Source organism: Anabaena sp. AL93 (genome assembly GCF_001672085.1).
Classification (GTDB): domain Bacteria; phylum Cyanobacteriota; class Cyanobacteriia; order Cyanobacteriales; family Nostocaceae; genus Dolichospermum; species Dolichospermum heterosporum.
Window position 1 is genome coordinate 17318 of the sequence record NZ_LJOU01000045.1, and the last position, 14914, is coordinate 32231.

A 14914-nucleotide genomic window follows, 5' to 3' on the forward strand; every position below is an offset into this window, starting at 1 on the left:
GCTTGACAAAGTGATCATTTCTCATAAATTATGACATGATCGGCTACCGTTAACCAGCAATCTAGGTTTTGGTAACGTAATGATTCTTAACTTATCACATTAGTCAGAATTTGGGCTGGATATAGAACAGGAAGTTAAATATTTTCTATCAATATCAGAATTTTAACAATTTGACACAGATTTTCTCATAAATCTTCGTAGGGGCGCAGGGCCTGCGCCCTAAATTCTCTGAATGGCCTGCGCCCTAAATTCTCTGAATGGCCTGCGCCCTAAATTCTCTGAATGGCCTGCGCCCTGAAATCCTGCAAGTTGAGGATAAAATTCATTGTCATCTCTTCGATAACTTGCAATCCAGACTGCTTCAGTGGCAGACTTGAGAAAGATAGTCCAAGGTAGTTTAATGACCGTATCAACAACAATTAATAAAAGCGAGAACATCCTCTCTCAAAAGGTTCTTGGTTCACGTCGGTTTAGTAACTACTGGTGGGCAAGTATTGTGACTATGGGAGCCAGTGGTTTTTTCTTAGCTAGTATTTCTAGTTATCTCAAAGTTAATTTACTCATAGTTACTGATGCAACACAACTAATATTTGTCCCTCAAGGATTGGTGATGGGACTATATGGTGCTGCTGGCTTGCTATTAGCTACATATCTGTGGCTTGTAGTTCTATGGGATTTAGGTGGTGGTTATAATGAGTTCAATCGGGAAACGGGGACATTAAAAATCTTTCGTTGGGGGTTTCCCGGAAAAAATCGTCAAATCCAAATTGACGGCAGGATTTCAGATGTACAATCTGTCAAGATTTTGATTAAGGAAGGTCTGAATCCTCAACGCGCTTTATATCTTCGGGTTAAAGGTAGACGGGATATTCCCCTTACACGAGTAGGTCAACCCTTATCTTTGGCAGATTTGGAAACCCAAGGTGCGGAATTAGCTCGTTTTTTAGGAGTATCTTTAGAAGGACTCTAGGAATTTTGGATTTTGGATTGGTGAACAATAAGAATCAGATCCCCGACTTCTTAGAGAAGTCGGGGATCTGAGGTCAAGTTATTTTCACAATTTAAAATCCAAACTTCAGGAATGGGCAAGAACAAATTAAGATATTTTGATTAATGCAGTCACTAACAATGCGGTTTAAATTTCCACAATTTTTTGTAGTTCTATTGATGATTGGCGCTTTAACTTTGGGAGGATGTGCGAGTAATACAACATCGTCTAGTGCATCCCCAACTGCAACAGCTACCTCAGACACGACTACTAGTGCAAAAACAGTATCAGAAACTATTAGCGAGAGTGTTCCTGGAATCAAAGGTTTACCACGTCTTGAAGGTAAGGCTACGGTGGTGATGACGGTGAAGCGTGGAGAAGTAGTTAATCCCACACAAATTGAGATTGAAATAGATGGGACAAATGCACCAATTACTGGCGGTAATTTTGTGGATTTGGTACAAAAAGGTGTTTATGACGGTTTAGTATTCCATCGTGTTGTGCGCGAACCTCAGCCTTTTGTAGTTCAAGGTGGAGATCCACAAGGTAAAGACCCCAAATTTCCCGAAAGTAGATTGGGAACCGGTGGTTATATTGATCCTCAAACTGGAAATGAGCGTCGGATACCGTTAGAAATTAAACCAAAAGGCGCAAAAGATCCTATTTACAGTAAGACTATTACTGAGAAGCCTGTGTTACAGCACAAGCAAGGAGCGATCGCTATGGCTAGATCACAATCCCCGGATTCTGCTTCTTCTCAATTTTACTTTGCTTTAGCAGATTTATCGTTCTTGGATGGTAACTATGCCGTGTTTGGTAATGTTACTAAAGGTTTTGAGGTAGTTAACAAAATCCAGCAAGGCGATCGCATTGAGTCTGCTAAAGTCACGAAAGGTGCAGAAAATCTGAAAATTCCTCAGTAGTTAGTGGTCAGTTGTCAGTTGTTGATTTGTGATTTTATAAGTATTCTGACTTCTGACTTCTGACTCCTGAGAAAGGGCGCAGGCCCTGCGCCCCTACCTCCTGACTCCTCAGTTATTATATAAAATCTAAAATTGGTTAAAGTTGTTGTTACTGGGATTGGTTTAGTTTCTGCTTTAGGTAAAAGCTTAGAAGATAGTTGGCAAAATTTATTATTAGGAAAAACGGGGATTAAATTACATCAAATATTTCCAGAATTGGGAATATTTCCCCTGGGATTAATTGCTGAAAAACCCTCTTTATTAAATACACTCGCAGAAATAGTTGTTAATTCAGCCCTACAAGATGCCGAATTGGTAGCACCTTTGTTTGATTGTGCTGTAGTAATTGGTTCTAGTCGGGGTTATCAAGCATCTTGGGAGATCATGGCACGACAGATGTATCAGGAAGAGGCAGAATCAAACTTAGACAATTGGTTAAATACTCTACCGCAAATGAATGCGATCGCTATAGCCCGAAAAATAGGCTCAACAGCAGCAGTTTTAGCACCAATGGCTGCTTGTGCAACGGGAATTTGGGCGATCGCTCAGGCTACAATGTTAATTAAAACCGGGCAATACCAACGAGTAATTACAGGGGCAATAGAAGCACCCATAACCCCCCTAACAATTGCCGGATTTAGGCAAATGGGGGCTTTAGCCAAAACAGGTGCTTATCCCTTTGACTTACAGCGAGAAGGCTTGGTACTAGGTGAAGGTGGTGCTATTTTGATTCTTGAATCTGCGGAGTTAGCAGCCCAACGACAAGCTAAAATTTATGGAGAAATATTAGGTTTTGGCTTGACAGCAGACGCATATCATGGAAACTCACCAGAACCATTAGGTAAAAGTGCCATCATAGCCATTAAGCAATGTTTAGAACGTAGTCATATTTCACTCACAGACATAGACTATATTCACACTCATGGTACAGCCACCCAGTTAAATGACCGGATAGAAAGTAAAATTATTCAACACTTATTTTCACCAAAATTAGCGATTAGTTCCACCAAAGGTAGCACAGGTCATACATTAGGAGCATCAGGAGCTTTAGGTGTAGCCTTTTCACTCATGGCATTGCAACAGCAAATTTTGCCCCCCTGCGTAGGACTTCAGCAACCAGAATTTAATTTAAACTTCATCCCTTCAGCACAAGAAAGTAAAATTCAGCAAGTCCTATGTTTTAGCTTTGGTTTTGGTGGACAAAATGCTGTGATAGCTTTAGGGAATTAAGGATCAATCATGAAAGAACTAGAAATACTTAAAAACTTATATTCTCAAGACTTAGAAACCAGAAAAAACTGGTATTCTCATGTAGCAGAAACTTATAATAAATTCAGACCTCGCTATCCACAAGAAATTATTAATGGTGCTGTACAAGCAGCCCAACTTTCCAGCAAAGCTAATATTCTAGAATTAGGTTGTGGACCAGGAAATGCAACTTTAGCATTTGCTCAATTAGGTTTTTCTATGATCTGTCTAGAACCAAATTTAGCAGCTTGTAATTTAGCAAGAAAAAACTGTGAAATGTATCCACAGGTAGAAATACATCAGACAACCTTTGAAGAATGGGAACTAGAACCTGGAAAATTTGATGCTGTTTTAGCAGCAACTTCTTACCATTGGATTAATCCTGAATTTGGTAATCTCAAGATTAATCAAGCTTTACAGAATGATGGGTCTTTAATTTTGCTGTGGAATATGATACCACAACCAGAATATGAAATATATCAAAGTTTCCGAGAAATTTATCAAAAATATGCTCCAACCTTGGATAGATATGAAGATATAGAAACTCAAAAAGAGATAGTACAGTCTTTAGGACAAAAAGCTATTGACTCAGGTAAATTCAAAAATTTAGTTTCCGAACAAGTTGTCTGTAAGGCTAATTATTGTATGGATGACTTTATATTACTTTTAAGCACTTACACTCCATACTTAAAACTAGATATAGAAACTAGAAATTGTTTATTTACAGAATTACGAAGAAAGATTGAAAATAACTATGGAGGAAATATACAAATCGCCTATATCTCAGCCTTTCAAGTTGCCAAAAAAGCTGAGATATAGTTTAATTGATAGCCTTTCTTTTCATTTTCGGGAATGTGTAAATGAACTTATTTACACACCCTCTACCAAAGCACTATATTCATCTGCTGTTAATGTATCCTCATTCACTTCATCAGGGTCATTGATACGAACTTTTAAGAACCAACCCTCACCGTAAGGATCTTCAGTTACTTGTTCTGGATCATTTATTAAAGCTTCATTGCGTTCTACAACTGTACCAGTAACAGGTGAATTCAAGTCTTCAACAGCCTTCACGGATTCAATAGAACCAAATGTCTCTCCCTTGGTAATAACATCACCAATATCTGGCAGTTCCAAAAAGACAATATCACCTAATTGTTCTATAGCAAACGCAGTAATACCAATAGTGGCAATTTCTCCATCTAAACGAACATATTCATGGGAATCTAAGTAGCGAAAATCCTGGGGATATTCTAAAGACATATCACTTTCTCTTCCACGTTAAAAAAATAGTGTTACAAGAGTAACCTAAAAGACATTATTCCTCAAAAACCTCAAAGATTATCAGTTAATAACACGATTCTTTGAGCGATAAAATGGGCGTTTCACAACCACCGCAGGGTAAGCTTTACCGCGAATTTCCACATCTAGCTGCTGCTTAAGCTTTGCTAATTGGGTGGGAACGTAAGCTAAGGCTATGGGATAACCGAGTGTCAGGGAGATAGTACCACTTGTCACTTCTCCTACGACTTGTTTAGATGATAATACGGGGTAGCCATGACGAGGAATATTGCGTCCTTGTGTTTGCAAACCGACCAGTTTACGAGATATTCCTTGGGCTTGCTGCTGGATTAAAACCTCTCTGCCAATAAAATCACTTTTGGTATCTAAATGTACCAACCAACCTAAGCCAGCTTCTAGCGGTGTGGTGGTATCGTCAATATCTTGCCCATAAAGTGCCATTGCAGCTTCTAAGCGAAGGGTATCTCTACAACCAAGTCCGCAGGGAATAACACCAGCATTATATAAACTTTGCCACAAATCTATCCCAACGGAGGCATCCACCATCACTTCAAAACCATCTTCGCCAGTGTAACCTGTGCGGGCGAGGAATGCGTGTTTGCCAAAAATGGTCGTTTCTAAATGCCCAAAAGCCTTAATGGGTGATAAGTCTGTTGTGACTAGGGATTGCAGATGATGAGTTGCTGTTGGTCCTTGAACGGCAATTAAGATTTTATCCCGTGATAGGTCTTGAAATTGGACTACATCAAGATCAAGATGTGCCAATAGCCATTTTTTGTCTTTGTCGGTAGTTGAGGCGTTGACGATGATGACTAAATTTTGCGTACCAGTGCTGTCTATATCTTGGTAATAAATAATGATGTCGTCAATGATTCCGCCTTGGGGGTTAAGCAATACGGTATATTGTGCTTGTCCAGGTTGTAACCGACTTAAATCGGAGGGAACTAAATACTCCAGTTGGGAAATCAGGTTTTTACCTTGGAGGGTAAATTTGCCCATGTGAGAAATATCGAACATTCCAGCGGTATTCCTAACGGCATGGTGTTCTTGGGTGATACTGCTATATTGTATGGGCATTTCCCAGCCCCCAAAGCTGGTAAATCTGGCTTTGAGTTCTACACTCATTTGATATAAAGGGGTTCGTGTCAGAGATTGGGAAGCAGGGAAATTTTGGGGGGTTTCCCCATGAGCAACTGGCAACGAGGTAATATTTTCTTGATTAGCCACAGGTAGTTATTTATATTGACGTTTACGTGCGATCGCATCTCAACATTTATCTATCCTACGAGATCGTTGTTAATTTAGCAGAAAATCACTTCTGCATCCTTCCTGCGGTTTAATGATTAATGGTGGAATTGTTGAGATTTATTAAGCAAAAATTATGAAGTATCGCTCAATCTTGGCTAGTGTGATTTTAGCTCTAGTGTTGTTTGTGTTTCCCTTATCAGCGCAAGCAGCAAGTTCTTCTAGTGTTACTAATTCTCTTGTAAATAAGGGAGTCGGGGGGAAGGACTTTTCTGGACAAAGTTTAATTGGGATTGAGTTTACAAGCGTGAAATTAGAAAATACTAATTTTAGCACTGCTGATTTACGTGGTGCTGTATTTAACGGTGTTTTATTGGATACTGTAAATTTTCATGGTGTGGATTTTAGTCAAGGAATTGCTTATTTATCAAGATTCAAAGATGCCGATTTAAGTGATGCAGTTTTTACAGAGGCGATGATGTTGCGTTCTACTTTTGATGCAGTTGATGTCACTGGTGCTGATTTTACCAATGCAATTTTAGATATGCTACAGGTGAAAAAGCTCTGTGTTAATGCCAGTGGTGTAAATTCTAAAACTGGTGTAGATACTCGTCAATCTTTAGGATGTAAGTAAAAACCCCATATCCCCTTCATTAATCAGAAGGGGCGTTAAGAATAATTGAGTAATTCTTAAATTCTTGTATCTATGCTAAAAGGATATTTTACAATTTTTATACCTTCTAGTCTGTGGATAATCCACATAAAATTCCATGTCTAAAAAAGCTGTATTATCTTATGTCGTAGATCGGAATACAGGTCTATGGAAAGCCTTAAGCGGTTGCAGTGCTTCCCAACAACAAATTTCCGGTTCTCAAGTTTACCACCGCCCGGAGTATTGAACTTTGGTTTAAAGCCGATGATCTCACAGGTAAACAGGTTATCTATGAAGAAGGTGGCACAGGAAGTGGTCTCAATATTTATCTCGATGGTGATCAATTAAAACTCAGTGCATGGTCTGGAAATGCAGGAGAATGGTTAGCGACTCAAGTAGTTAAAGACAATAAATATCACGTTGTCTTGAGTTTTGATCAAGGTAACTTAACAGGTTATCTCAATGGGGCATCATTTGGGACTGTCACCACCAACTTTACCAGCATACCTGTCCATAGTGAGGATATTGGTATTGGTTACATGAAACAAGATACCCGTTTATCCGATACTGTGAGGCTTACGGGTGATGGTAATTATTTTAATGGCGTAATTGATGAAGTAGCCCTCTATAATGTGGGGTTATCTCCTGAAAGAGCGATCGCTAATTATGCAAGCGGATTTACCCAAGGCTTAAAAGTTGAAACTTTTAATAATATTAATTTAGCAGGTGATCATCCTCAAGGATTAAAAACCATTGTGGATCAAAGTTCTAATCACAACAATGGTTATTTTCGAGGTGTTGTATCTCCTGATCAATCTCAAGTAAATTCTTGGAGTAGTAAACTTGTAGCTTACAAAAATGACTATAGCAGTGTTTTCACTCCTACTACCCAATCAGGTACAAATACCATTGATTTAGTAGCTGGAAAACTCTATAAAGTTGAATTAGATGCACAAAGTTTAAATGGAGTTAGCACACCTCAACTGCAATGGAATTATACTGGAGTAAGTAATCAAATTATTCCTACTTCTGCTTTATTTACCGATGCTCAAGTAGAGACAGATTGGAAAGTTAGTGGTGGTAAAATCGGGACTAGCTTTCTTAATACTGATGCAGATGGAGCGTTAGAATTTTTCAATACCACAGGCGATCGCTATGCCATTTCACAGCCTTATGATCTTAGTCAAGGTGGAAACCTAAGTTTTAGTTTAATTTTAGGTGGTAACAGCACCATTAATAACGTAAGTGGTGTTCAGTCAGTTGCCAATGGTTCAACCAATGGAGATACTGTAGACGACAATAAGGCCATTAAACTGGAATATTCTATTGATAATGGCAATACCTGGGTATTGTTGGATAGCTTTACTTCTAAGTCAGAGGGCGGAAACTGGCATAATGTCGTTATAGACTTACCGACGAAAGCGCAAACTCAATCTACTCGGTTTAAATGGTCACAACCTAGTTATGTCCTAGATAATTGGGCAATTGATAATGTTGGTGTAGTCACCAACTCCAATAATGTATGGGCGGATATCAAAGGTGCAGACGTATTAAAAGCACAAAAAGATAATGGAACTACCATCGGTAATGGCGAAGCCCTTTATTTTACTGGTAAACCCTTTGCAATTGTCACTCCTCTGCCAGATGTATCTCTATCTCTATTAAAAGATTCCTTTGCTAACTTGATTACGGGAGACTTTAATGGTGATGGTAAAACAGATTTTCTTCGTCAACAAAAATTCCAATGGAGTTATGATAACCAATTAGTTACGACTTATCTTTCTCAAGGTGATGGTACTTTTAATACTGTAAATACTAATTACCCGTCCTCTGTTGCTAATGACTTTTCAGCTATAATTCAAACAGGGGATTTTAATGGAGATCCCTATCAAGATTCTTTACGGTCTGATCCAGGCGTAAATATCATTACCGGATATTGTAGGAGACTACAACGGCGATGGTGCAGGTGACTTTCTCCGTCAAGAAAGAGGGACTTGGGGTGATGACTATGCTAATACTTACCAAACCTATCTTTCTAAGCTAAATCAAACAAATCAGCGTTATGCTACTACCCAATCTTTAAATACCACTGACACAAAAGCGTTACAGTTTGACTTTGTTTTTGGACAAAAATATACAGCGGGAAATCCTTTCAGTTACGAAGGCTCTACCTATGGTGATGAAGATGTAATATCAACCACAGGAGATGCACCAGAAGCAGGGGAAGATGTGTTAGTTTCCTATTCCACCAATGGCGGTCAAACTTGGACGACTTTAACCACCTTATTAGCTAGTAATTACGCCACTAAATACACTAATTGGACTCCCCAAGCGATCGCTTTACCCGATGCAGCTAAAACTGATCATACTCAATTCCGTTGGCAACAAACTAATTTTACCAATACGGGTGATGATACTTGGGCGATTGATAATATTACCCTAGTGGTCTGTCATTTTTCTATTTGTGGATAAAGACGCTTAAGACGGATACGGGCATCTGCGGTTGTGAACAATCAGGAAAAACCTATATTTGTAGGGGTAAAGCAAGAGCTTCATTGGTGTCAACTTAAGCTCAAATCCCTACCACATCTCGTTCCTAGTCTCTGACTAGGAATGCAGTTGATGAGGCTCTGCCTCTAGGTAATTTTGGCGATCGCTCAAATTAGATCATTTCTGAGTAGGTGAACACAATAAAACCAATCTATGTAAAGAAAAGTAAAATCGCCCAAACCCTCTTCACTCTTGCATGATTGCCTCTTGCCTTGCCATAACGACGATTTTCAATGCTAACCTACTTATAGCAACCTCGTTGATAAATAGAAAAGATTATCAATTAATTATTAAGAAAATCTAAAGGCAATTGCTAAAACTTATAAATATCAAAAGTATTATTAATTTTATATAATTCAAGCTTATCATATAGCCATTATGAATAATCTATCTGATAAATAGCATCTAGGATAAAACTAAGAGCATATTATTAGATTATAGTTGTGCGATAGCGAAGCTATCCAATCTTGTGGGATGTGGGATGATGGGCATACTATGGCTAACGCCACGCTACGCTAACGACAAGCTCAGTACAAGTCTTGCCGGTCCTCACGTGAGTTCGACATAACGATAATTTGTGGAAAACTCACCCCACGTAGGAGTCTCAAGCCCTTATTCTCTCGTTGAAAAAATCATAACTCCGTTCGCGTAGCGTCTCCGAAGGAGAAACTCCGAACTCCTAACTCACGTGTCCTCGTATTATTAGCGGGCAAGATGCCCGCACCACAAGAAATTTTGGGATATTTTTTTAATTGGAAGTCTCTAATAGCCATTATACTATATATTAATACTTAAGTTTATTGGTAATTTGTGTTATTTATTTAACTATTGTTAATGAGATTTTAGAACCTTACGCATATTACATAATGAAGTACGGAAAGTCAGGGTAAAAAAATTTTGCTTATTGACTTTTATTCTTAAAAAGTTTATAGTTTTTGATGGAGTTAATTGCAAGTAATTTGCAAAAGTATTGAACATAATTCTTAGTGGGGTAAAAAAATGGTAGTGGGTAAAAAAAGCTTTTGGGGTGTTGGTGGCGGATTGTTAGCATTGACAGGAATAGTGTTGAGCGGTTTGGATTCTCCGCATCTAGCCATAGCTAACCCTTTGCAAAATCAACCAGCACCACGCTTAATTGCTCAGAAAATCAACCCTTTAACTATAGTTTTTCCCACTCGCTCTGATTCTACTGACTTGCAAAATAAAGCTAATAATGTAGCTGCCTTTTTGTCTAAGGAATTAGGCATACCCGTTAAAGCGCAAGTAGGTGATGAGACAGCCGCAGTAGAAGCTTTAAGAGCGAATCGGGCTGATGTAGCATTTTTAAGTAGTCGTCCGGCTTTAAAGGCTGAACAATTAGCAAATTCTCGGTTATATTTGGCAGAAGTTCGCAAAAATTACTCTGGTAGATATACTTATAATTCTATTTTTGTTGTTCCTAGTAACAGCCAATTGAAAAGTAAAAATTCTCCAAAAGCAACTTTAGAACAACTCAGAGGAAAAACTATTGCTTTTACTTCTCCTACATCTGGTTCCGGGTTTCTTTTTCCAGTGAGTGAGTTAGTAAAACAGGGTTTCGTGCCTAACCGCGATCGCTTGGAAAGCTTCTTTGGTAAAGTTAGTTATGGTGGAAATTATAGTAAAGCTTTAGATGCTGTAATTAGAGGTCAAGCGGATGTAGCTGTAGTCTCAGAATATGCTCTTTTCCCTCCCTATTTGGCGGCTGAAAATAGAGATAAAGTCAGGATATTACATAAAATTTCCGGTGTTCCGGCTCATGGTATTGCCATTGATGATGATGTTCCAGTTGTTACAAGAGAAAAGCTAATTAATGCTTTGTTGAAGTTAAATAAATCAGAAAATAATCAATTACTAAGCAGTTTATATAATTCCACAGAATTGGTAAGAGTTGATCATAATCGTCATCTTCAACCAGTGCGAGAAGCACTAAAAAATGCGGGAATGGAATAATACTTTAGAGGTCAGCATTAAGAATTAGGAATTAGGAATATTGCCAATAAAATTCTTAATTCTGACGAAATTATGATTTTTTGATGAAACTTTCACAAAACTAGCTATGACTCTTGACTCTCAAGTAATTACAAATTATCATTTATCCACAAGTAACGTGAATTTTATTGAATGTTGTCATTTGCAAACAGGTTATATTTCATCTCTACAGCGACCAATTTTAAATAATATTAATTGCCAAATTGATCAAGGTGAATTTGTAGTCTTGCTAGGATTGAATGGGGCAGGTAAATCAACATTATTAAAATCACTTGTGGGTTTAGTTCCCTTGATTAAGGGGGAAATTAAAATTAATGGTGTGTCTGTAAGTGAGCAAAACTTACCGCAAATCCGTCGAGATGTGGGAATGCTATTTCAGGGAGGGGGGTTAATTCGCCAATTATCAGCAATTGATAATGTTTTGTGTGGCAGGTTGGGGGTGAGAAAAACGAGGCAAACTTTATGGGGATTTGGGCAACGCGATCGCCCATTAGCCTTAGAATTATTAACACAACTAGGTTTGCAAGAACAAGCATATCAAAAAACTAGTAAATTAAGCGGTGGACAACAACAAAAAGTAGCGATCGCTAGAGCATTAATGCAATCTCCACAAATACTTTTAGCCGATGAACCCACCACAGGTTTAGATGTGGTAGCCTCACAACAAGTCATGGCAACTTTATCAGAATTGCATCAACAAGGATTAACTATAATTACCGTTTTACATGACTTAGCTCTAGCTAAAGAATACGCTCAAAGAGCGATTATTTTAGATAATGGAAAAGTAGTTTATGATGGCAAATGTGAAAATTTACAACAGCGATTTTTATCAACTAAGTAGGTTGGCGTTGAAAATTGTCGTTATGGCAAGGCAAAAGGCAAGAGGCAAGAGGCAAGAGTGAAGAGGTTTTGGGCGATTTTACGTTTCTTTACACAGTTTGGTTTTATTGTGTTCACCTACTTATCTAAATAGGGTTTGCTGAAAACCCACATTCAGCAGGTGTTTTTTGAATTTTCGGAATTATCCATAACCCAATGATAACAAGGCTTTCAGACAATGACACGCAATTCTATATTAGGGCGATGCCTTCGGCGCGGCGTAGCCATCGCCGATATACTTAAAGTTAGAATCAAGTTTATTGAGAATAATGTCAATAAATTAGTTGGTTTGAGATTAAATTCATTGAATACCTCCATGTATGGCAAAAAGCATAAAGTGGTTATTATGATTGGGTTTTAGCTGTTTTATGAAATTCTTTTTTTGACAAAATAACCTGCTGGGGAAAATATTTTGAGTATATTTACTCATGCTGAATGTGGGTTTCAAACATCCTCTAAGGGACTTCCAATTAAAAAAATACCCAAAAATTTCTTGTGGTGCGGGCATCTTGCCTGCTAATCATCAAGGACAGGCAGGATGCCCATCCCACAAAATTGGGTAATTTATTTTTTGGTGTTCCCTAACGCCACGCTGCGCTATCAGCAAACCCTAAATAAAATAATTAAAATTATATGGAGTAATTTAAAAAATGAAAAAATTTTCTAATTCACAAATTTTTCATCGTTATCCTTGGTTTATGCCTTCACTTGTCTTCCTATTAATGATAGGAGTTTACACTTGGGCATTACAAGGATTAAAAGTTGATCTGAAATTATTAAAAGATAGCTGGCCTTTTATCACAGACTTCATTTCTCGGTTATTTCCTCCCAACTTGCAAGTTTTAGACATTGCCATTAAAGGATTAATTGAAACCGTGCAGATGTCCGTCTGGGGAACATCCATAGGTGCAGTTTTATCCTTACCAATTGCCATAGCCAGTTCTAATAATATCGCCCCTTTATGGTTAAGATGGATAGCAAACTTACTGCAAAATGCTGTGCGTTCCGTACCTTCAATTATCTTAGGTTTAATCTTTGTAGCTGCTACAGGTTTAGGCGCACCCGCTGGAACATTGGCATTATCAATATATACTATTGGCTATCTTGCTAAATTTTATCAACAAGCGATAGAATCAGTAGATTATCATTCCTTAGAGTCTTTACAGGTAATTGGAGCATCAAAAATACAAATTGCTCAGTATGGGATATTGCCGCAAATATTACCTTTAGGATTAGGTTATACCCTATGGATGTTTGAATATAACATTCGTGCTGCTTCAGTTTTAGGAGTAGTTGGTGCTGGGGGAATAGGATTTCAATTAAAAAGCTATATAGATGGTTTTGAATATACCAAAGCCACAACCATGATGTTAGTGCTATTAGTAGTAGTCACAGTTATTGATTGGTTTAGTAGTAAATTACGCCGATACTTAGAGTCAATTTAGTATTTATCTGCGTTTATCTGCGTTTATCTGCGTTCAATTATTCCAAAAATCTTACCAATTCTTCCTCCTGACTCCTGACTCCTGACTACTGATTAATAAAATCCCAAATAGCTTCAGCGACAACACTGGCACAAGTTTCTGGTAAATTACTTTCTCCATGAGCAATATTATGTAACTGAACTTCGGGAATTAATCGGGCATAAGTATTACTTTTTGATATAGCAGATTGTGTATCTTGACCACCTTGCAAAATCAAACAGGGAACATTGATTTCCGGTAAGCGTTTTTCTAATAATTCTGCTGCTATTTCTGGTTGCTGGCGATTAAAAAGTAATTGACAAGCTGTGGAAGATTGTAACAATGTTTGTCTTAATTCTAAATCTCTAGCAATTTTTCCCTCCCAACCAATCAATTTGATAAAAGGCATAATTAAGCGTAAAAATTTAATTATTAAGGGTGAACAATTAAATAACCGCCGTTTTTTTTGCCATTCCTCTTTTTTATCTTCCGCTGCAACACCCTCTGGTGATAACAATATTAAGCCAGATATTTGTTCTGGATATTTTAAAGCATAACTAGCCGCAATCCAACCTCCTAGAGAATTACCAGCTAAATAGACCTTTTCTAATTTTAAAGCTTTTAAAAAATCAGCTAAACACTCGACTTGTAAATCTATGGAATGGTGAATTTTAGGATTTGCTGATTCACCAAAACCTAACAAATCAGGTGAAAAGCAATGGATGTTTTCAGCTAATAATTCCATTGTGGATACCCATTCGCTACCATCATTCCATGCACCATGTAGAAAAACTACGGGTATTCCTGTACCAACTTCACGCCAAAACAATACCCCTTGACTAAGTTTTATTCGGGAGTTACGAAATAAAATATTCATTTATTTTAACTTACTAATTTAGGTGTCTAAGTTGTGCAATTTCCAATTATAGACTTTAGAGTTAATTTCCCAACCCAGAATTTTAAATTTTCCATCTTTTACGCAAGTGTTGTTAAACCATTTAAGTAGTCTTGTAACTGACGAAAATGATCATGAGACATATCTGGTTTTGGCAAAGAACTAGGAGGAAAAGCTTGAATTTCCATAACTTCTAAAGTATCTTTGACTGCCATTTCTCCTTGAACTTCAGCTTCAACAGTAATACAGATAGAGTGAATCCGAGGATCACGATCTGGTGAAGAGTAAACCCCCACTAAACGGCGGATTTTAACTACTTCTAACCCTGTTTCCTCTATCAATTCCCGACGGACTGCATGAGGAACATCTTCTCCCCAATCCACCATACCACCAGGTAATGACCAACGACCATCATCCTTTCTCCTAATGAGGACAATCTGACCATCAGGTAAAATAGGAATAATACTTGTACCAGTAATGGGGTGGCGGAATATAATACCCAGTACCGTTTGTCCAAAATGCCATAAACTTCGTGTGGACTGAATCATTGGTGTAAAAAAAGCAAGAATGTTCAAGTTGAAAATTACTTTGTTGTATTCTAAGTAGGTTAACATTGAAAATTGTCGTTATGACAAGGCAAAAGGCAAGAGGCAAGAGGGTTTGGGCGATTTTACGTTTCTTTACACAGTTTGGTTTTATTGTGTTCACCTACTTACGAAT

General features: G+C 37.9%; 16 protein-coding genes. 12 read left to right on the forward strand and 4 right to left on the reverse strand.

Going from position 1 to position 14914, the window contains the following annotated elements:
* The first annotated feature begins 400 nt into the window (after positions 1–400).
* From AN486_RS13370 to AN486_RS13385, 4 genes are all read left to right on the forward strand, one after another.
* The gene (locus AN486_RS13370) at positions 401–970 is read left to right on the forward strand and encodes a photosystem I assembly protein Ycf4 (RefSeq protein WP_027402431.1); all 570 of its coding nucleotides are present in this window, start codon (positions 401–403) and stop codon (positions 968–970) included.
* A gap of 158 nt (positions 971–1128) precedes the next feature.
* On the forward strand, positions 1129–1911 hold the full coding sequence (locus tag AN486_RS13375; protein WP_053538234.1) for a peptidylprolyl isomerase: 783 nt from the start codon (positions 1129–1131) through the stop codon (positions 1909–1911).
* Between the two features lie 132 nt (positions 1912–2043).
* Positions 2044–3180 (forward strand): beta-ketoacyl-ACP synthase, encoded by a 1137-nt coding sequence (locus AN486_RS13380; RefSeq protein ID WP_053538233.1) that lies wholly within the window; start codon positions 2044–2046, stop codon positions 3178–3180.
* A gap of 9 nt (positions 3181–3189) precedes the next feature.
* Complete coding sequence (locus AN486_RS13385) at positions 3190–4017, forward strand: class I SAM-dependent methyltransferase (protein WP_053538232.1); 828 nt, start codon at positions 3190–3192, stop codon at positions 4015–4017.
* Positions 4018–4068: 51 nt separating this feature from the next.
* On the opposite strand, the gene gcvH is transcribed toward AN486_RS13385, so the two are convergent.
* Both gcvH and gcvT read right to left on the reverse strand, forming a co-directional pair.
* A complete protein-coding gene (gene gcvH / locus AN486_RS13390; protein WP_053538231.1) occupies positions 4069–4461 on the reverse strand; it encodes a glycine cleavage system protein GcvH in 393 nt (130 codons plus the stop codon).
* 81 nt (positions 4462–4542) lie between these two features.
* The gene (gene gcvT / locus AN486_RS13395; protein WP_205748657.1) at positions 4543–5700 is read right to left on the reverse strand and encodes a glycine cleavage system aminomethyltransferase GcvT; all 1158 of its coding nucleotides are present in this window, start codon (positions 5698–5700) and stop codon (positions 4543–4545) included.
* 181 nt (positions 5701–5881) lie between these two features.
* Here gcvT and AN486_RS13400 point away from each other — a divergent pair, with 181 nt between their 5' ends.
* The 8 genes from AN486_RS13400 to phnE all read left to right on the forward strand — a co-directional run bounded on the left by AN486_RS13400 (position 5882) and on the right by phnE (position 13281).
* Positions 5882–6379: a pentapeptide repeat-containing protein gene (locus AN486_RS13400; RefSeq protein ID WP_053538230.1), complete on the forward strand. Its 498-nt coding sequence runs from the start codon at positions 5882–5884 to the stop codon at positions 6377–6379.
* 136 nt (positions 6380–6515) lie between these two features.
* Positions 6516–6644, forward strand: coding sequence for a hypothetical protein (locus AN486_RS13405; protein WP_290601039.1), 129 nt, complete (start codon positions 6516–6518; stop codon positions 6642–6644).
* Positions 6589–8367, forward strand: coding sequence for a LamG-like jellyroll fold domain-containing protein (locus AN486_RS13410; protein ID WP_290601041.1), 1779 nt, complete (start codon positions 6589–6591; stop codon positions 8365–8367). The genes AN486_RS13405 and AN486_RS13410 overlap by 56 nt, the downstream gene beginning before the upstream one ends.
* Positions 8333–8869 (forward strand): hypothetical protein, encoded by a 537-nt coding sequence (locus AN486_RS26680; RefSeq protein WP_325064642.1) that lies wholly within the window; start codon positions 8333–8335, stop codon positions 8867–8869. The genes AN486_RS13410 and AN486_RS26680 overlap by 35 nt, the downstream gene beginning before the upstream one ends.
* A 1077-nt stretch (positions 8870–9946) precedes the next feature.
* Positions 9947–10918, forward strand: a complete 972-nt coding sequence (locus tag AN486_RS13420; protein ID WP_053538227.1) for a phosphate/phosphite/phosphonate ABC transporter substrate-binding protein — start codon at positions 9947–9949, stop codon at positions 10916–10918.
* A gap of 106 nt (positions 10919–11024) precedes the next feature.
* A complete protein-coding gene (locus AN486_RS13425; protein ID WP_053538226.1) occupies positions 11025–11798 on the forward strand; it encodes a phosphonate ABC transporter ATP-binding protein in 774 nt (257 codons plus the stop codon).
* Positions 11799–12014: 216 nt separating this feature from the next.
* Positions 12015–12197, forward strand: a complete 183-nt coding sequence (locus AN486_RS13430) for a hypothetical protein (RefSeq protein ID WP_199924385.1) — start codon at positions 12015–12017, stop codon at positions 12195–12197.
* 289 nt (positions 12198–12486) lie between these two features.
* Entirely contained in the window at positions 12487–13281 is a 795-nt protein-coding gene (gene phnE / locus AN486_RS13435; RefSeq protein WP_053538224.1) for a phosphonate ABC transporter, permease protein PhnE, read from the forward strand.
* An 85-nt stretch (positions 13282–13366) separates the two neighbouring features.
* Here phnE and AN486_RS13440 read toward each other — a convergent pair whose 3' ends face one another.
* Together AN486_RS13440 and AN486_RS13445 are read right to left on the reverse strand one after the other, a co-directional pair.
* Positions 13367–14176, reverse strand: a complete 810-nt coding sequence (locus AN486_RS13440) for an alpha/beta hydrolase (protein WP_053538223.1) — start codon at positions 14174–14176, stop codon at positions 13367–13369.
* A gap of 98 nt (positions 14177–14274) precedes the next feature.
* Positions 14275–14769, reverse strand: coding sequence for an NUDIX hydrolase (locus tag AN486_RS13445; protein ID WP_053541190.1), 495 nt, complete (start codon positions 14767–14769; stop codon positions 14275–14277).
* Positions 14770–14914: the final 145 nt, after the last annotated feature.